Consider the following 18,359-nt stretch of genomic DNA (forward strand, 5'->3'; position numbering starts at 1 on the left):
TCTATCGCCGTGCACCGCCGGCCAGCAGCCATTGACCGGTACCGCAGACGATCACCAAGGCGCCATAGGTCCACATCATGCCGTCATGGCCGTAGATGACCAGACCGGTCACCATCACCGCAATACCCGCCAGGAAATTGATGCCTGTCTGCGTCCAGAACCCTGGCGCTCCTGCTCGTCGCCTCATCAAAAAGCGGGTTGCCAACGCCAGCACCAGCGCGATGAAAAAGGCCGGCGCTAAGAAGTTGAGCAGGGAGTCGAGCAGTTGAAATGGAGACACGGCGGAGATCAAAAAAAAGCGGGGCGGCGTAGGCTAAACCGCCGATAGTCTCGGCCACATGGAGACCGCCCGCCCTGGGGCGCTATAAATTTTATAATTGTCAGCTATGTCAGTCTGGGCTCTCGGCTTGAACCACACGACCGCGCCGCTCGACCTGCGCGGTCGTTTCGCGTTCGCGATCGACCAGTTGGCCCCGACGTTGCAGAGCCTGCGCAGCTCTTTCCCTGCTGGTCGCCATCCCCAAATCGAAGCCGCGATCCTTTCGACCTGCAATCGCACCGAGATTTATTGCGCCGCAGCAGACGACATCGCGCTCGACCACACGATGGGCTGGTTGGCCCAAAGCGGCGGCGTTGCCCCTGCCCTGCTTCGCTCGCATGCCTACACCCTGCACAACGACGATGTTGCGCGTCACGCCTTCCGCGTCGCCAGCGGGCTCGATTCGATGGTGCTTGGCGAGGCGCAGATCCTCGGCCAGATGAAAGATGCGGTGCGCGCCGCCGAAACGGCCGGTGCGCTGGGCAGCACGCTCAATCAGTTGTTTCAGCGCTCGTTCGCGGTCGCGAAAGAAGTGCGCACTGCCACCGAGATCGGTGCGCATTCGATCAGCATGGCGGCGGCTGCGGTGCGCCTCGCCGGCCAACTGTTCGAAGACCTGAAACAGACTCGGATACTGTTCGTCGGCGCCGGCGAAATGATCGATCTGGCGGTGACGCACTTCGCGGCGAAGGAGCCCAAGTCGATCACCATCGCCAATCGCACTCAGGCGCGCGGCGAAGTGCTGGCCGCACGCTTCGGCGCCGAATCCATGCGCCTGGCCGATTTGCCGGGTCGACTCGCAGAGTTCGACATCGTGGTGAGTTGCACTGCGAGCACGTTGCCACTGATCGGCCTCGGAGCGGTCGAGCGGGCGCTCAAGGCACGCAAGCACCGGCCGATGTTCATGGTAGATCTGGCCGTACCACGCGACATCGAGCCCGAAGTGAAGGCGCTCGAAGACGTGTACCTCTACACAGTGGACGATCTGGCGCAGGTGGTGCAGCAGGGCCAAGCCAACCGCCAGGCTGCGGTGGCGCAAGCCGAAGTCATCATCGACGCCGGCGTCCAGAGCTTCATGCAGTGGCTGGACCAGCGCGGTACGGTGCCACTCATTCAACAGCTCAACGCACAGAGCGATGAATGGCGTGCGACGGAGATGGCACGTGCCCGCAAGATGCTGGCCAAGGGCGAGCCGGTGGAGGCGGTACTCGAAGCCATGGCGCGCGGGCTGACGCAGAAGATGTTGCACGGCGCAATGACCGAGCTTCACGCCGGCGACGTCGCAGCGCGCGAGCAAACTGCGCAGACCATCTCGCGCCTGTTCCTGCGCAAAGAGCGTTAGCGACGCTGGTCGGTGGGCCCATAGCCCGTTCAGCGGTGCGCGCATTTGTCGAGTGCAGCCGCTTCAGTCGCCGATGGCGGCGTCCCCTTTTCCTATTGCCTTTGGTCTTTCCACCTTGAAATCATTCCTGCGCCATCAACTCGAGCGTTATGCGTTACGCCTGGAGGAGCTCGACTTTCTGCTGTCGCGCGAAGACATCATGAGCGACATGGCGCAGTACCGCACCATCTCGCGCGAGCATGCCGAGGTCACGCAAATCGCCGGCCGATATGCGCGCTATGTGCGGAGGGAGTCCGACATTACCGGCGCACGCGGGATGCTCGCGGACCCGGAAATGGTCGACATGGCGCGCGACGAAATCGCAGGCGCCGAAGCCGATTTGGCTCAGCTCGAAGAAGAGCTGCAGCGCCTCCTGCTGCCCAAGGACCCGGACGACTCGCGCAACGCGTTCCTCGAAATCCGCGCCGGCACCGGTGGCGACGAATCGGCACTCTTCGCGGCCGACCTGCTTCGCATGTACACGCGCTACGCCGAGCGCGTGGGCTGGCGCTGCGAGATCGTCAGCGAAAGCCAGAGCGAACTGGGTGGCTACAAGGAGGTCGTGGTCCGCGTGATCGGCACCGATGTGTTTGGCCAGCTGCGCTTCGAGTCGGGCGGCCACCGGGTGCAGCGGGTGCCGACGACCGAGACGCAAGGCCGCATCCACACCAGCGCCTGCACGGTCGCGGTGTTGGCCGAGCCGGACGAACAGGAGGCTATCAAGATCAACCCGGCCGACCTGCGCATCGACACCTACCGTGCCAGCGGCGCGGGCGGCCAGCACATCAACAAGACCGATTCGGCGGTGCGCATCACGCACCTTCCGACAGGCATCGTCGCCGAGTGCCAGGACGGCCGCAGCCAGCACGGCAACAAGGCCCAGGCAATGAAGGTGCTGACCGCCCGCATCCATGAAAAGGATCGCAGCGAGCGCGCGGCCAAGGACGCGGCCGAGCGCAAGGGCCTGATCGGCACCGGCGACCGCAGCGATCGCATTCGCACTTACAACTTTCCGCAGGGGCGACTCACCGACCACCGCATCAACCTGACGCTCTACAAGCTGCTGGCGATCATGGAAGGCGACCTGGGCGACGTGCTGGCCGCGTTGCAAGCCGCACGCGAAGCCGAGCAATTGTCCGAACTCGAATCGAGCCTGCCGGCATGACGATCGCGCAGGCATTGGCTGCGGCGCTGGCACTCGGCATCGACCGGCTCGATGCGCAACTGCTCTTGCTCCATGCGATCGGGCGCCCGCTACACGACCGGGCCTGGTTACGGGCGCACGACACCGACGAATTTTCCGAATCGAGGTGGCCGGCCTTCGCGCGGCAGTTAGACCGACGTGCGACCGGCGAGCCTCTGGCCTATCTCGTCGGCGAGAAGGAATTCCACGGGCTTACCTTGAAGATCGATGCCCGCGTATTGGTTCCGCGGCCCGACACTGAAACGCTGGTCGATTGGGCGCTGGAGCGGCTCGACGCGTTGGCGTCACCCACCGTGCTCGACCTCGGCACCGGCAGCGGTGCTATCGCTCTGGCGCTGGCTCACGCACGGCCCGATGCGTTGGTGCGTGCGATCGATGCCAGCGCCGATGCATTGGCAGTGGCCGCAGCGAATGCCACGCGGCTGCGCTTGGCGGTGCAATTCACTCAGGCCGACTGGCTGGATGGCGCCGCGGTCAGTTACGACGTCATCGTCTCGAACCCGCCCTACATCGCGGCCGATGACCGCCACCTTGCCGCTCTGCGGCATGAGCCCATTGCCGCCCTGGTCGCCGGCGCGGACGGCCTCGACGATCTGCGGCGCATCGTGCGCGACGCGCCGCCGCACCTGTCCGAAGGTGGATGGCTGCTGCTCGAACACGGACACGATCAAGCCGCCGCCGTACGGGCCTTGCTGGCCGAGCGCGGCTTTGCCAAAGTGCAAAGCCGGAATGACCTCGCCGGCATCGCGCGTTGCTCCGGCGGGGTTTGGCGCACGGTGAAATAATCCCCTCAACTCGTATTCCATAAAGGAGCTCCCCATGTCCGACGCCCAGCAACGCATCGACGACCTCGTCAAGACCAACGAAATCGTGCTCTTCATGAAGGGCAACGCCAGCTTTCCGATGTGCGGCTTTTCCGGCCGAGCCATCCAGATCCTGAAGGCCGTGGGCGTCGACACCAAGTCGCTCAAGACCGTCAACGTGCTCGACGACCCGGAAGTCCGTCAGGGCATCAAGGAATACAGTAACTGGCCGACCATTCCGCAGCTCTACATCAAGGGCGAATTTGTCGGCGGCTCCGACATCCTGATGGAAATGTACGAGTCGGGTGAGCTGCAACAGGCGTTGAACGGCAGCGCGGCTTGAGCCACGAACACGAAGGCGACGGCCGCGTGCACCCGCACGGCGAGCCGGCCTGGAAGCACGATGGCGTGCGCGTCGTCAAGGCAGATCAGCTCGACGTGAACACGGCGCAAACGCCGGGCATGAACCGCGCGGCTGCCATCAACTTTGCCCGCGTCGGTGCGCAGAAGCTGTGGGCCGGCACGGTGACGATTCATGCGGACGCCAAGACCGGTGCACATCACCACGGGCACCTCGAGTCTGTGATCTACGTGATCCGAGGCAAGGCCCGCATGCGGTGGGGCGATCACCTCGAGTTCACCGCCGAAGCCGGCCCAGGCGATTTCATCTACGTGCCGCCCTACGTGCCGCACCAGGAAATCAATGCGAGCGCGACAGAAGCACTCGAATGCGTGCTGTGCCGAAGCGACGGCGAGGCGGTGGCCGTCAACCTCGACATCGCACCGGTGGAAAAGCCGGAGTCTGTTCTCTGGATCGATCCGACGCACCCGCAAGGCGCGGTGTAAGCAACTCGGCAGAGCCCCGGGGTTTGGCTCATTTCAGGTGTGGAATGCCGGCTTGAAGGCGACATTGGTGCGGGGATGGTCAACGAGCCGAACGCATTGCAGCTCCTTCCTGTCCCGAGCGAGCGCATTGTTTGCTTCCGTCCAGAAGTCCAGCTTTTCTGTTTTCCCGACGTAGATGGCATTGCCGCGCGAATCGTAAAAAAACTACGCGGGTGCCGCAGACAGCCGGCACGGCTTCCCGTGCAGCCACTGGAAAAAGCCGCATCGGCTTCGCGCAGTAGGTCGAGACCCGGCGCCGGGCCCCGCCGTTTCGATGGCACCATGGCAGGCTCCATAGACTTGCCATGACTCTGACCCAAAGCCTGCTCGCCATCGTCGTTCTGATCGCGACGAGCGCGTTCTTTTCTCTTGCTGAAATCACGCTTGCTGCATCGCGCCGCCTGCGGCTGCGCCAGATGGCCGACGAAGGCGATGCCAGGGCGGAGCAAGTGCTGAAAGTGCAGGAGCAGCCGGGCCACTATTTCACCGTGGTCCAGATCGGTCTTAACGCGGTCGCCATTTTGGGCGGCGTGGTGGGCGAAGGCGCGCTCAGCCCGTTCTTCGAACGTTTGCTCGGCATCTGGTTCGGGCCCGATGCAGCGAAGACCGGCGCATTTCTGGCCTCGTTCGTGACGATCATCGCGGTGTTCCTGGTGTTCGCCGATCTCTTCCCCAAGCGGCTCGGCATGAGCGACCCGGAACACCTCGCGGTGCGCATGGTCGGTCCGATGAGCGTGCTGATCACGACCTTCAAGCCACTCGTCTGGTTCTTCACGCGCAGCACGGATGTGCTCTTCAAACTGCTCGGCATTCCGCTGCAGCGCATCGACAAGATCACGTCGGCCGATATTCTCGCGATGACCGAAGCGGGCGCGCGGGCCGGCGTGCTGGCGGTGCGGGAGCAACAGGTGATCGCCAACGTCTTCGAGCTCGACACGCGACTGGTTCACAGCGTGATGACTTCGCGCGACCGCATTACATGGTTTCAAAAGGACGACCCTGAATCGGTGCTGCGTGCGCGCATCGTGGCCGAACCCTTCTCCGCGTATCCGGTGTGCGACGGCGATATCGATCACGTGCTCGGCTATGTCGATGCCAAGGACATGTTCCAGCGTGTGCTGAGCGGCCAGCCGCTGGCGCTCGACCAGGGCGTGCCGCTGCACAAGGCGCTGGTTATCCCAGATCGCTTGTCGCTGACCGAAGTGCTCGAACAGTTCCAGCAGGCGCACGAAGACTTCGCGATCATCGTCAATGAATACAGCCTGGTGGTCGGCGTCATCACGCTCAACGACGTGATGAGCACGGTGATGGGCGACCTCGTCGGTGCGCAAGACGAGGAGCAGCAGATCGTCAAGCGCGACGACACCTCTTGGTTGATCGACGGAGTGACGCCGGTGCAGGATGTGATGCGTGCGCTCCACATCGATACGCTGCCGCACGCCGACGAATACGAAACGCTGGCGGGCTTTCTGATGGTGATGCTACGCCGCGTGCCCAAGCGCACCGATTGCGTGAACTGGGGCGGCTACGCGTTCGAAGTGGTCGACGTCGACAACCACCGCGTGGACCAAGTGCTGGTCAGCAAGAAAGCCTGATCCAGGAACGCAGGACGACTGGGACGACTATCCGCGCGGCGGCGCGACGGGCGGGATCTTGTCGGGTGTACGGTCCGCGAAGAGCCACGGGCGCTGGTTGGCAAACACCGCATCCGGGTACGGCGAGCGACCACGGCTGCCGTTATAGCGGCCAAGCGTCATGAACAAATCGCCGTTCTCACGCTGGAGGTAGTGGCGCAGGATGACGCAGCCGAAGCGCAGGTTGGTCTGCATGTGGAACAGCTTGGTCGGATCGCTGTCGCCAATCACGCGAGTCCAGAACGGCATGACCTGCATGTAGCCGCGAGCGCCGGCACTCGACACTGCAAACTTGCGGAAGTTGCTCTCGACCTGGACTAGCCCGAGCACCAGGCTGACGTCGAGCCCGGACCGCTTGGATTCGTACCAAATCGTTTGCAAAAGCTCTTTGCGGGTCGGCCAGTCCGGCACTTTTTTCAACAGGCGTTCGCTCATGGCCCCTAGCCATCGAAGGTAGCTCAGGCGCGATTCGGTGTCGCTGAATTCCGGGATCGGCGGTGCCTTGTTGTGAATGGCCGACGACAAGGCCGTTCGAACGGAGTCGATCAGCGGCTCTTCGATTTGTGCGCCTGCGTGGGCCGACTGATGGATCGACATCGCCAAGGGTGCCAGCGACGCGCCGAGCACCAGACGCCGCCGCGACAAAGCCGCCGGGCCTGGAACGGTGCGCGCCGCCAACGGCGCGGGCAGCGCGCGGCCGCTCATCCCGCCAGTCGCGCTTTCAGGAACGCAGCGGCCTCGCCGGCTGGCACCTTCGTCGCCGCTGTGTCCCGGCGATGCTGATACTCGAACTGGCCTTCCTTGATGCCGCGGTCTGAGATGACGATACGGTGCGGTACACCTATCAGTTCCCAGTCCGCGAACATGGCGCCGGGGCGCTCCCCGCGGTCGTCGATCAGTACATCGACACCGGCTGCCAGCAGCGTTTCGTAGAGCGACTCGGCTGTCGCTTTGACGTCGGCGCTGCGGTCCATGCCGATCGGGCACACCACGACGGTGAAGGGCGCGATCGCGTCGGGCCAGATGATGCCGCGCTCGTCGTGGTTCTGCTCGATGGCGGCGGCAGGCAGGCGCGTGATGCCGATGCCGTAGCAGCCCATTTCGAGAAATTGCGGCTTTCCGCCCTCGTCGAGAAAGGTGGCGTTCATCGCCTTGCTGTATTTGGTGCCGAGCACGAAGACGTGCCCGACCTCGATGCCACGCTCGATCGCCAGCACGCCCTTGCCGTCCGGCGACGGATCGCCAGCGACGACGTTGCGGATGTCCGCCACCACGTCGGGCTCAGGCAGGTCGCGGCCCCAATTCACGCCGCTCATATGGAAGTCGACTTGGTTGGCGCCGGTGATCCAGTCGGTCATGACAGCCACTTCGCGATCGGCCACGATGGAGAGCGGTTTCTTGAGATTCAGCGGACCGAGGTAGCCGGGCTTGCAGCCGAAGTGATCGTCGATTTCGGAGATCGTGGCAAAGCGGAAGCCCTGGTCGAGCCCGGCGATTTTGCCGACCTTGATCTCGTTCATGTCGTGATCGCCGCGCAGCAGCAACAGCCAGACTTTCGCGCCCTTGATGTCGCCCGTAGCGTCGACGATGTCGGTGGCCAGAACCAGCGTCTTGACAGTGCTGGACAGCGGCACGCCCAGCAGCTCCGCCACGTCTGCGCAGGTGCTCTTACCGGGCGTAGGTGTCTTGGCGAGCGCATTGAAAGCGTCTGGCCGAGTGCCGGCTGGCGCCAGCGCCTCGGCCTTTTCCATGTTGGCGGCATAGTCGCTGTCAGCGCAATACACGATGGCGTCTTCGCCGGTGGCGGCGATGACCTGAAACTCTTCGCTCAGGTCGCCGCCGATGGCGCCGCTGTCGGCAGCGACAGCGCGATAGCGCAGTCCGAAGCGATCGAAGATGAGGCGGTAGGCATCGGACATGGCCTTGTAGCTGAGCTTGGCAGCGTCAAGGTCGCGATCGAAGCTGTACGCATCTTTCATCGTGAACTCGCGTCCGCGCATGAGGCCAAAGCGCGGGCGTCGTTCATCCCGGAACTTGGTCTGAATCTGATAAAAATTCTTCGGCAGCTGCTTGTAGCTGCGGATCTCCTGCCGCGCGATGTCGGTCACCACTTCTTCGCTGGTCGGCTGGACGACGTAGTCGCGGTCATGCCGATCCTTGATGCGAAGCAACTCGGGGCCCATCTTCTCGAAACGGCCGCTCTCTTGCCAGAACTCTGCCGGCTGAACCACCGGCATCGCGAGCTCGACGGCGCCGGCTCGGTTCATCTCTTCGCGCACGATCGCCTCGATTTTGCGGATCACGCGCAGGCCCATCGGCATGTACGTGTAGATGCCGATGCCGAGCTTTTTGATCATGCCGGCGCGCATCATCAGGCGATGACTCGCGACCTCTGCGTCTGCCGGAGCTTCTTTCAAGGTGGAGACAAAAAAACGGGATGCTTTCATCTTGCGCGCGCCAGGACGATCTAAAGGGAAGAAGAAGGCCGGTAAAGCCCTCGAAACCGGTCGCTTGCCGTGCGTAACACGGCGTGCATAATCGACTCAGTTCATAGAAATTTGGGGTTTGATTATGCTCGACCGGGACGGCTTCAGGCCCAACGTCGGCATCATCCTGCTCAACCAGAGAAACCAGGTTTTTTGGGGCAAGCGCATACGCACTCACTCCTGGCAGTTTCCGCAGGGTGGCATCGATCGAGGCGAGAGTCCGGAGCAAGCGATGTTCCGGGAACTGCATGAAGAAGTAGGGCTCCAGCCGGAGCATGTGCGAATCGTTGCCCGTACCCGCGACTGGTTGCGCTACGAGGTGCCGGACCGGTTTATTCGCCGGGACGCACGAGGTCACTACAAGGGCCAGAAACAGATCTGGTATTTATTGCAGCTCACCGGTCATGACTGGGACCTGAATCTGCGTGCGACCGATCATCCGGAATTCGACGCCTGGCGCTGGCACGACTACTGGGTGCCGCTTGACGTGGTGGTCGAATTCAAGCGCGGCGTCTATGAAATGGCGCTCACCGAACTTTCACGCTACCTGCCTAGACAAGATTTTCGTAACCGTTTCCTGCGCAGCAATGTGCGCGCCCGAGAATTCGAGCGCCATCCTTCTGCTGCAGGCTATGAATCCAACTTCGAGCTTCCACCGGGTGCCAGCTTCGATCCTGACCCCAGTGCTCCTGCCAATGCCAACCTTGCGAACGATGTTCCCTATCCTCCCGATCCGCTTCACGCGCCGCGCTAAACGCGCTCTCACGTTTGCTTGCTTGTGCACGCTTGTCTCGGTCGCTGGTGTGGGTTGCGCAAGCGCTGGGCGCGATACGAGCAATCCTGACTGGGCTCAAGCCGGCTCGCCACCACTACCAACCCGCACCAGCATGGACGTCGAGTGGAAAGAGACTGAAGTTCCAGCGCCGCCCAAGTTCGATGCGAACAAGCTCCTGTCGATCGAAATGCCTTCGTATATGACTTCGAAGTTTGGCGTCGATCCGGCCACCATCGCGATCACCGGCGACGGCATCGTTCGCTATGTGGTCGTAGCTTCAAATTCAACTGGTGGCGGTATCAACGCCTTCTATGAAGGCGTGCGCTGTTCGAGCGAAGAGACGAAGAGCTATGCGCGCTATGGAAGCGATGGCTGGCGTGCCACCACCAACCCGGAGTGGAAGAGCTTTCGCGATTTGCGGTCCAGTTATGCGAAGGAATTGGCGAATCAGGGGTTGTGTAGAGGTCACGCGCCACGCGCCTCGGTCGCCGAGATCGTTCGCTATATCAAGCAGCCGATGCGCGAACCGGAAATCCCCGGCATGCAGTGATCAGCGTCCGCCGAACGCCCCGTTGGATTGGCCGGTCGTCGTAGCCGACGCCGAAGGCATAAGCACCATGTTGTCGCGGTGGACCATTTCCGGCTCGGCGACGTAGCCGAGCAAGCGCTCGAATTCGGCCGAAGGCTTGCGGCATAGCAGCCGCGCCTCGCTGCTCGAATAGTTGGCAAGACCACGCGCCAGCTCGACGCCGGCCTCGTCATGCACAGCGATCACATCGCCCCGCGAGAAGTCGCCCTCTACCGCAGTCATGCCGATCGGTAGCAAGCTCTTGCCTTCGCCTCGCACCTTGGCAGCGGCGCCGGCGTCGACCCGCACCGCGCCGCGCATCTGCAAGTGATCGGCCATCCAGCGCTTGCGGGCCTGATGCTTCGCAGTTTGTGCGATCAACAACGTGCCGATCGACTCTCCGCGAGTGAGGCGCAGCAGGGCGTCGGGTTCACGTCCCCATGCAATGACGGTAGAGGCACCCGACCCGGCCGCACGCTTGGCCGCCAGAATCTTCGTGATCATGCCGCCTCGGCCCAAGCTCGAACCGGCGCCGCCCGCCATGGCCTCAAGTGATGCATCGCCCGCAGCTGCTTCGTGGACGAATTGAGCTTCAGCATCCTTCCGCGGATCGGCCGTGAAAAGCCCGCGTTGATCGGTGAGGATGACCAATGCATCGGCTTCAACGAGGTTGGCGACCAGTGCACCCAGCGTGTCGTTGTCGCCGAACTTGATCTCGTCGTTGACGACCGTATCGTTTTCGTTGATGACCGGAACCACGCCGAGGCGCAGCAGCGTAACGAGTGTCGACCGGGCGTTGAGATAGCGTTCGCGATCGGCCAAATCAGCGTGCGTCAACAGCACTTGCGCGCTACCGATGCCATTCTCGCGCAGCTTGGTTTCGTAGATCTGCGCCAAGCCCATTTGGCCCACGGCCGCAGCCGCTTGCAGCTCGTTGATCTCGTGCGGCCGCACCCGCCAGCCCAGCCGCTTCATGCCCTCGGCGATGGCGCCGCTCGACACCATGACCACTTCGCGCCCTTCGCGCACCAGCGTCGCGAGTTGCCGGCACCATTCACCAATCGCGTGTTCGTCGAGGCCGCGCCCTTCGTTCGTTACAAGGCTCGAGCCCACTTTGACGACAATACGCCGCGCGTCGCGCAAGACGGTGGATGCCACCATCTTCAAGGCGCCGGTTCGGCGAAGCGCGGATCGACTTCGGCCGGGGGCTGTTCGGCGAGCTGCTGCGCTTTCACGTGACGGTAGACGGCCTGCACCAACAGTTCGCACCCTTCCCGCGTGAGCGCAGATATCTCGAATACCGGGCCTTTGAAGCGCAGCCGTTTGACGAGATCTTTGACGCGGGCGGCACGCTCTTCGTCGGGCACCATGTCGAGCTTGTTCAGCACCAGCCAGCGAGGCTTCTCGTACAGCGCTGCGTCGTATTTCTTCAGCTCACCGACGATCGCTCTCGCCTGAACTACCGGGTCGACACCTTCGTCGAAAGGAGCGATATCGATGACGTGCAGCAGCAATCGCGTGCGCTGGAGATGGCGCAAAAACAAATGGCCGAGTCCGGCGCCTTCTGCCGCACCTTCGATCAGACCAGGCAGATCAGCGACAACGAAGCTCTGCTCGGGGCCCACGCGCACCACGCCGAGGTTCGGGTGAAGCGTGGTGAACGGATAGTCTGCGATACGCGGCCGCGCGTTTGAAATGGCAGTAATCAGTGTCGACTTGCCCGCGTTAGGCATGCCAAGCAACCCGACGTCAGCCAACACCTTGAGCTCGAGCTTGAGGCTGCGTTTGTCGCCTGGCCATCCTGGCGTTTTTTGACGAGGAGCTCGATTGATTGCGCTCTTGAAGCGCATGTTGCCGAAACCCCCGTCGCCACCTTTGGCAATGGTGATGACTTCGCCCGGTGCCAGCAGTTCGAACAAGACTTCGCCGGTTTCTGCGTCGGTGATGATCGTGCCGACCGGCATCTTCAACGTGACGTCGTCACCTGCGGCGCCGAACATATCGGAACCCATTCCATGCTGACCGCGCTTGGCGTCATGCCGGCGCGAGAAACGAAAATCCACCAACGTATTGAGGTTGGAGTCGGCCACGGCGAAGACGTGGCCGCCTCGGCCACCGTCGCCGCCATTCGGACCACCAAATTCTTTGTACTTTTCATGCCGGAACGACACGCAGCCGTCGCCGCCATCGCCAGCAGCGATGTCGATAAAAGCTTCGTCGACGAACTTCATGGAATATCCAGTTTACAAATGAAGAAGCCCCGACAAGCGGGGCTCCTTGGAGCGGATCGAGCGATCGATCAGGCTTGGGTAGCCGCCGGCATCACGTTGACGGTGTGCTTATTCAGCGAACCCTTGATGGCGAACGAAACATGTCCGCTCACCAGAGCGAACAGCGTGTGGTCCTTGCCGATGCCGACATTCACGCCGGGGTGGAATCGGGTACCACGTTGGCGCACGATGATCGCGCCTGCGCTGATCATCTCGCCGCCAAACGCCTTGACGCCGAGCATCTTGGGCTTTGAATCGCGCCCGTTTCGCGTTGAGCCGCCGCCTTTTTTCTGTGCCATGGTGTCGGTTCCTTAGCCGGCGATCGCGCCGATTTGCAGTTCGGTGAACTGCTGGCGATGGCCTTGACGTTTCTGATAGTGCTTCCGACGGCGCATCTTGAAGATGTGCACTTTGTCGTGCTTGCCGTGCGACAGTACTGTGACTGTCACGGTTGCGCCGGACACCAGGGGCGTGCCAACTTTGATTTCACTGCCGTCTCCGACAGCCAAAACCTGGTCGATCACGATTTCCTGGCCTACGTCCGCAGCAATCTGTTCTACTTTAATTTTTTCGCCGGAAGCAACACGATACTGCTTGCCCCCGGTTTTTATGACCGCGTACATGAATGACCTCTTGAATAGGAAGCTCCACGGACGAATTCCGTAGAGCCCGAGAATATAGCACGGTTTGCGGTTGCTAACATGATTTGGTGCGTGGGCAAATGACTTGAGCGCGCTGCTCCCTATAATTGGCGCCCCACGGCTTCGGCCCGTTTCGACGCCCATTTAAAGCGCTCCGGCGCCCTTGCTTTGCCAGTTCCTGCCGCTGACGCATCAGCCTCTTCCACAGCCGCCGTCCTCGGCTTGATTGCCAATGACATGGAGGCAGTCGACCGCGTGATTGCTGCGCGACTGGACACGGGCGTTCCTCTGGTCAGTCACGTTTCGCAATACATCATCGCTGCCGGCGGAAAGCGCCTCCGCCCTGCGCTGCTGCTGCTGATGACCGGTGCGCTGGGCTACACCGGCGACCAGCGATATAACCTGGCTGCAGTGGTCGAGTTCATTCATACCGCAACGTTGCTGCACGACGACGTTGTCGACGAGTCGACCCTGCGACGCGGTCGCCCCACTGCCAACGAGTCTTTCGGCAACCCCGCCAGTGTTCTGGTCGGTGATTTTCTCTACTCGCGAGCATTTCAAATGATGCTGGATGCAAACAACATGCGCGTCATGCAAATCCTGGCAGAAGCGACGAACGTGATTGCTGAAGGCGAGGTGTTACAGCTGATGAACATGCACGACGCATCGCTCAACGAGGTCGATTATCTGAGGGTGATCCGCTCCAAGACGGCAAAGCTGTTCGAAGCCAGCACCCGGCTCGCCGCGGTTTTGGCTGGAGCTGGCGCAGACGTGGAAGAGTCATGCGCGACCTACGGTCAGGCACTCGGCACTGCATTTCAGGTGATCGACGATGTGCTCGACTATGCCGGAGACGCCAGCGAAACCGGTAAAAACCTGGGTGACGATCTACGCGAAGGCAAGACGACCTTGCCGTTGATTCTTGCGATGCAGCGAGCGCAGCCGGACGAGAGCGCCCTGGTAAGAGCAGCGATCGAAGCAGGCGATACAAGCCAACTGCCGCTTATTGTCGAGATCGTGCGCCAGACCGGCGCACTCGACGCCACGCGAGCCGCGGCTGCGACTGAAGCGCAACGCGCCATCGACGCTCTTCGGGACTTTCCAGCCAATTCGCACACGAACGGTTTGCTACAATTGGCAGCTCAGTTACTCGAGCGGCGCGCATAGGAATTCGCAAAGCGCGAGCCCTGAAACGCCGCCGTGTTGTAACAAATCGGGGTGTAGCTTAGCCTGGTAGAGCGCTACGTTCGGGACGTAGAGGCCGGAGGTTCGAATCCTCTCACCCCGACCAGCCTTTGTGTGGCTGTAATGCCAAAAGCTGTGCGATACGGCACGGCACGGCACGGCACGGCACGGCACGGCACGGCACGGCACGGCAATTGCGGTTTACAGTATTAAGGCGATCAGCGATGATCGTGAAGCACTTTTTCACGCTTTTTACACTCGCTGCATGGCCGCTGCCGAACCTCTCGTCAAAGAAAACCTGCCAGTTGCGCTGCCCGGTCTAGCGCGCGCGCTGATCTCCGCCGGCAAATTGCCTGCCAAGACAGCTGAAGATATCTATCAGAAGTCGCAGTCGAGTCGCACCAGCTTCATTGCCGAATTGACCGGCACCGGCGCGGTTTCGGCCGCCGACCTTGCCCATACGCTCTCCAGCGCGTTCGGCGCCCCGCTGCTAGACCTCGATGCAATCGACCCACAGCGTCTGCCCAAAGACCTGCTCGATACCAAGCTGTGTCAGGCGTACCGCATCGTCGTTCTCAGCAAGCGAAACAACCGACTGATCGTCGCTACCGCTGACCCGTCAGACCAGCAAGCCGCCGAGAAGATCAAGTTTGCGTCGCAAATGGGCGTCGACTGGGTCATCGCCGAGTACGACAAGCTTTCGCGCATGGTCGAGGCCAATGCGGTCAGCGCGGCAGAAACCATCGACAACATCGTTGGCGCCGAATTCGAGTTCGACGAAGTCACGGCGGACACATCGGGTGACGCCAACGAGCAGGCCGTTGCCGAAGTCGAAGACGCGCCCGTGGTGCGCTTCCTGCACAAGATGCTGCTGGACGCCTTCAGCATGCGCGCGTCGGACATTCACTTCGAACCCTACGAACACAACTACCGCGTTCGATTTCGCGTAGACGGTGAATTGCGCGAGATTGCGAGCCCGCCAACAGTCATCAAAGACAAGCTGGCATCACGCATCAAGGTGATATCGCGGCTCGACATTTCCGAAAAGCGCGTGCCGCAAGACGGTCGCATGAAGCTCAAGATCGGCGCCGACCGTGTCATCGATTTCCGGGTCAGCACGCTGCCGACCTTGTTCGGCGAAAAGATCGTGATTCGGATTCTCGATCCGAGCAGCGCCCGGCTGGGCATCGACGCACTGGGTTACGACGCCGACGAAAAGGCGCGCTTGCTTCAGGCCATCGGTCGTCCTTACGGCATGGTCCTCGTGACGGGACCGACCGGCTCGGGAAAGACGGTGTCGCTCTATACCTGCCTGAATTTGCTGAACAAACCGGGCGTCAATATCGCGACGGCGGAAGACCCGTCTGAAATCAATTTGCCGGGCGTCAATCAGGTCAACGTCAACGAGAAGGCCGGACTGACTTTTGCGACCGCTCTCCGCGCTTTTCTGCGGCAGGATCCCGACATCATCATGGTGGGCGAAATTCGGGATCTGGAGACAGCCGACATTTCCATCAAGGCGGCCCAAACCGGTCACCTGGTGCTGTCGACCCTTCACACCAACGACGCACCGACCACGTTGACCCGGATGCGCAACATGGGCATCGCGCCTTTCAATATCGCATCGAGCGTCATCCTGATCACCGCGCAGCGGCTGGCCCGACGCCTTTGTATCGTGTGCCGTACACCGGCCGAAATACCGCGTGAAGCCTTGCTTGACGCAGGCTTTAGCGCGACCGACGCCGACAGCGGTTGGACTCCATACCGCCCGGTGGGCTGTTCGGCCTGCAATGGCGGCTACAAAGGCCGCGTTGGCATTTACCAGGTGATGCCGATCACCGAAGAGATCCAGAAGATCATCCTGCGCGACGGCAGTGCGCTGGACATCGCTCGGCAATCCGAGGCGGAGGGCGTTCGCTCATTGCGTCAATCCGGCCTTCGGAAAGTCATGCAGGGGCTGACATCACTGGAAGAAGTGGTCGCGTGCACCAACCAATAAATACTGCGAACCGGAGATCACATGGCCACCGCCGCATCGACACGCACTCTTAAAGAATTCGTCTTCGAATGGGAAGGCAAGGACCGCAATGGCAAGGCCGTCCGCGGCGAGGTGCGCGCGGCGGGCGAGAACCAGGTCCAGGCCGCTTTGCGGCGGCAGGGCGTGCTCGCATCGAAGATCAAGAAGCGCCGGATGCGCTCCGGCAAGTCGATCAAGCCTAAAGACATCGCCATCTTCACGCGCCAACTCGCGACCATGATGAAAGCAGGCGTACCGCTTTTGCAGTCGTTCGACATCGTGGGCCGAGGCAACGCAAACCCCAGCGTTTCCAAACTGCTCAACGACGTGCGCAGCGACGTGGAAACAGGCACTTCGCTCTCCTCGGCGTTCCGCAAGTTTCCGAAGTATTTCGACAACCTCTACTGCAATCTGGTCGAGGCAGGTGAAGCGGCCGGCATTTTGGAGGAGTTGCTCGACCGCCTGGCCACTTACATGGAAAAGACCGAAGCGATCAAGTCGAAGATCAAATCGGCATTGATGTATCCCGCTTCGGTCGTTGTCGTGGCTTTCGTGGTGGTTGCGATCATCATGATCTTCGTGATTCCCGCATTCAAGTCGGTGTTCAGTTCGTTTGGTGCCGATTTGCCCGCGCCCACGCTGATCGTCATGGGCATCAGCGAATTCTTCGTGGCTTACTGGTGGTTGATATTTGGGGTCATCGGTGGCGGCCTGTACTTTTTCATGCAGGCGTGGAAGCGCAACGAACGCGTTCAAAAGGTGATGGACCGGGTGCTGCTGAAGTTGCCTATCTTCGGTGCGCTTATCGACAAATCCTGCGTGGCACGATGGACTCGCACGTTGTCGACGATGTTCGCAGCCGGCGTGCCTTTGGTCGAAGCGCTCGATTCCGTGGGGGGCGCTTCGGGCAACTCGGTGTACGCCGATGCCACCGTCAAGATTCAGCAAGAGGTTTCTACCGGCACCAGCCTGACGAGTGCGATGACCAACGCGAACCTGTTCCCATCGATGGTTTTGCAGATGACGGCCATCGGCGAAGAGTCGGGCTCCATCGATCACATGCTCGGCAAGGCCGCTGACTTCTATGAGTCCGAAGTCGACGACATGGTCGCTGGCCTTTCGAGTCTGATGGAACCCATCATCATCGTGTTCCTGGGCGTTCTCATCGGCGGTATCGTGGTCTCCATGTACCTGCCCATCTTCAAGCTCGGCCAAGTCGTCTGATGTTGGTGTCGCAGGGGATCGATGCCGGGTTCGCTGGCGTGCTCGGACTTGTCATAGGCAGCTTTCTCAATGTCGTGATCTACCGGCTTCCGGTGATGATGTTGCGTGGCTGGCTCGACGAGTCCGTCGGCGGCCTGCTGCGCCCACCAGTTGGACCTTCCCTCTGGACTCAAGTTTTCGGCGCCAAGGTGCCGGTACCAGCCCGACTCGAGTCCAGTGCGGCCGAAGCTCGCGCAGCGCTCGACGCACTCCCCACGTTCGATCTGGCAAAGCCCGCATCGCGCTGCGGCGCTTGTGGTCACGCGATTCGCTGGTACGAAAACATCCCGGTGATCAGCTATCTGGCGCTCCGCGGGCGATGCTCGCAGTGCAAGACCTCGATCAGCGTTCGCTACCCGATCGTCGAAGTCGTGACCGGTGTGCTCTTTGCGTTGTGCGCCTACCGCTTCGGCATCACTTTCACTGGCGCGCTGTGGGCCACCTTCGCTGCTTTGCTGGTATGTCAATTTCTGATCGATCTAGACACCCAATTGCTGCCGGATTCGCTCAACTATGTGCTGTTGTGGCTTGGTCTGTTGGGAGCGGCGCTGGGCTTGACTGGAACCTCGTTGCCCGCCGCCGTCTGGGGTGCCGCACTGGGCTACCTGAGCCTTTGGCTGGTCTACCACGCCTATCGCCTTGCAACTGGCAAGGAAGGCATGGGCTATGGCGACTTCAAGCTGCTGGCCGCGCTGGGTGCCTGGCTAGGCTCCGACTACCTCATCGCGATCATCCTGATGTCGTCAGTTGTTGGCGCCATTCTGGGAGCGATCCTGCTTTGGGCAGGCCGGATCGCGCACAAGGACATCCCAATCTCGTTCGGCCCGTTCCTTGCCGGGGCGGGGTTGCTATGCCTCGTGATCGGTCCGGTCGAAGTTCGTCAGCACTTCCCCTTCGTGTTTCCGTTCAAATCGACCTGAGACGCAAC

The 18,359-nt window shown here is 61.6% G+C and carries 19 protein-coding genes and 1 tRNA gene; 13 read left to right on the forward strand and 7 right to left on the reverse strand.

Features of this window, described 5'->3' with window-relative positions:
- Position 1 precedes the first annotated feature (1 nt).
- On the reverse strand, positions 2-280 hold the full coding sequence (locus tag QN413_RS04920) for a hypothetical protein (RefSeq protein WP_323495519.1): 279 nt from the start codon (positions 278-280) through the stop codon (positions 2-4).
- Between the two features lie 106 nt (positions 281-386).
- Between QN413_RS04920 and hemA the strand changes: the two genes are divergently transcribed.
- The 6 genes from hemA to QN413_RS04950 all read left to right on the forward strand — a co-directional run bounded on the left by hemA (position 387) and on the right by QN413_RS04950 (position 6,187).
- Positions 387-1,661 carry a glutamyl-tRNA reductase gene (gene hemA, locus QN413_RS04925; protein ID WP_187054591.1) on the forward strand — a complete coding sequence of 425 codons (1,275 nt, stop codon included), beginning with the start codon at positions 387-389 and terminating at the stop codon, positions 1,659-1,661.
- Between the two features lie 115 nt (positions 1,662-1,776).
- Positions 1,777-2,865 (forward strand): peptide chain release factor 1, encoded by a 1,089-nt coding sequence (gene prfA, locus QN413_RS04930; protein WP_323495520.1) that lies wholly within the window; start codon positions 1,777-1,779, stop codon positions 2,863-2,865.
- A complete protein-coding gene (gene prmC, locus QN413_RS04935) occupies positions 2,862-3,689 on the forward strand; it encodes a peptide chain release factor N(5)-glutamine methyltransferase (protein ID WP_323495521.1) in 828 nt (275 codons plus the stop codon). The genes prfA and prmC overlap by 4 nt, the downstream gene beginning before the upstream one ends.
- 34 nt (positions 3,690-3,723) lie before the next feature.
- On the forward strand, positions 3,724-4,050 hold the full coding sequence (gene grxD / locus QN413_RS04940) for a Grx4 family monothiol glutaredoxin (protein ID WP_187054588.1): 327 nt from the start codon (positions 3,724-3,726) through the stop codon (positions 4,048-4,050).
- Positions 4,047-4,553 carry a cupin domain-containing protein gene (locus QN413_RS04945; protein ID WP_323495522.1) on the forward strand — a complete coding sequence of 169 codons (507 nt, stop codon included), beginning with the start codon at positions 4,047-4,049 and terminating at the stop codon, positions 4,551-4,553. Before grxD ends, QN413_RS04945 begins: the two co-directional genes overlap by 4 nt.
- A gap of 344 nt (positions 4,554-4,897) precedes the next feature.
- A complete protein-coding gene (locus QN413_RS04950; RefSeq protein WP_323495523.1) occupies positions 4,898-6,187 on the forward strand; it encodes a hemolysin family protein in 1,290 nt (429 codons plus the stop codon).
- A gap of 27 nt (positions 6,188-6,214) precedes the next feature.
- On the opposite strand, the gene QN413_RS04955 is transcribed toward QN413_RS04950, so the two are convergent.
- Complete coding sequence (locus tag QN413_RS04955; protein ID WP_323495524.1) at positions 6,215-6,931, reverse strand: lytic transglycosylase domain-containing protein; 717 nt, start codon at positions 6,929-6,931, stop codon at positions 6,215-6,217.
- Positions 6,928-8,673 (reverse strand): proline--tRNA ligase, encoded by a 1,746-nt coding sequence (locus tag QN413_RS04960; RefSeq protein WP_323495525.1) that lies wholly within the window; start codon positions 8,671-8,673, stop codon positions 6,928-6,930. The genes QN413_RS04955 and QN413_RS04960 overlap by 4 nt, the downstream gene beginning before the upstream one ends.
- Positions 8,674-8,797: 124 nt before the next feature.
- Here QN413_RS04960 and QN413_RS04965 point away from each other — a divergent pair, with 124 nt between their 5' ends.
- Both QN413_RS04965 and QN413_RS04970 read left to right on the forward strand, forming a co-directional pair.
- Positions 8,798-9,466, forward strand: coding sequence for an RNA pyrophosphohydrolase (locus tag QN413_RS04965; protein ID WP_187054901.1), 669 nt, complete (start codon positions 8,798-8,800; stop codon positions 9,464-9,466).
- A gap of 133 nt (positions 9,467-9,599) precedes the next feature.
- Positions 9,600-10,037 (forward strand): CNP1-like family protein, encoded by a 438-nt coding sequence (locus QN413_RS04970; RefSeq protein WP_323495526.1) that lies wholly within the window; start codon positions 9,600-9,602, stop codon positions 10,035-10,037.
- On the opposite strand, the gene proB is transcribed toward QN413_RS04970, so the two are convergent.
- The 4 genes from proB to rplU form a co-directional block, all read right to left on the reverse strand.
- Positions 10,038-11,213 (reverse strand): glutamate 5-kinase, encoded by a 1,176-nt coding sequence (proB, locus tag QN413_RS04975; protein ID WP_323495527.1) that lies wholly within the window; start codon positions 11,211-11,213, stop codon positions 10,038-10,040.
- A 5-nt stretch (positions 11,214-11,218) separates the two neighbouring features.
- Entirely contained in the window at positions 11,219-12,286 is a 1,068-nt protein-coding gene (cgtA, locus tag QN413_RS04980) for an Obg family GTPase CgtA (RefSeq protein WP_187054581.1), read from the reverse strand.
- A gap of 68 nt (positions 12,287-12,354) precedes the next feature.
- Complete coding sequence (rpmA, locus tag QN413_RS04985) at positions 12,355-12,624, reverse strand: 50S ribosomal protein L27 (protein ID WP_187054580.1); 270 nt, start codon at positions 12,622-12,624, stop codon at positions 12,355-12,357.
- Between the two features lie 12 nt (positions 12,625-12,636).
- Positions 12,637-12,948: a 50S ribosomal protein L21 gene (rplU, locus tag QN413_RS04990; RefSeq protein ID WP_187054579.1), complete on the reverse strand. Its 312-nt coding sequence runs from the start codon at positions 12,946-12,948 to the stop codon at positions 12,637-12,639.
- A gap of 186 nt (positions 12,949-13,134) precedes the next feature.
- On the opposite strand from rplU, the gene QN413_RS04995 reads away from it, so the two are divergent.
- The 5 genes from QN413_RS04995 (at position 13,135) to QN413_RS05015 (ending at position 18,351) form a co-directional block, all read left to right on the forward strand.
- Positions 13,135-14,133 (forward strand): polyprenyl synthetase family protein, encoded by a 999-nt coding sequence (locus QN413_RS04995; RefSeq protein ID WP_323495528.1) that lies wholly within the window; start codon positions 13,135-13,137, stop codon positions 14,131-14,133.
- A gap of 47 nt (positions 14,134-14,180) precedes the next feature.
- Positions 14,181-14,257: transfer RNA gene (locus QN413_RS05000), tRNA-Pro, on the forward strand.
- A 159-nt stretch (positions 14,258-14,416) separates the two neighbouring features.
- Positions 14,417-16,150 carry a type IV-A pilus assembly ATPase PilB gene (gene pilB / locus QN413_RS05005; RefSeq protein ID WP_187054577.1) on the forward strand — a complete coding sequence of 578 codons (1,734 nt, stop codon included), beginning with the start codon at positions 14,417-14,419 and terminating at the stop codon, positions 16,148-16,150.
- Positions 16,151-16,171: 21 nt separating this feature from the next.
- On the forward strand, positions 16,172-17,392 hold the full coding sequence (locus tag QN413_RS05010) for a type II secretion system F family protein (protein ID WP_187054576.1): 1,221 nt from the start codon (positions 16,172-16,174) through the stop codon (positions 17,390-17,392).
- On the forward strand, positions 17,392-18,351 hold the full coding sequence (locus QN413_RS05015; RefSeq protein WP_323495529.1) for a prepilin peptidase: 960 nt from the start codon (positions 17,392-17,394) through the stop codon (positions 18,349-18,351). Before QN413_RS05010 ends, QN413_RS05015 begins: the two co-directional genes overlap by 1 nt.
- Positions 18,352-18,359: the final 8 nt, after the last annotated feature.

Source organism: Variovorax sp. LG9.2 (assembly GCF_035018885.1).
Classification (GTDB): domain Bacteria; phylum Pseudomonadota; class Gammaproteobacteria; order Burkholderiales; family Burkholderiaceae_C; genus Variovorax.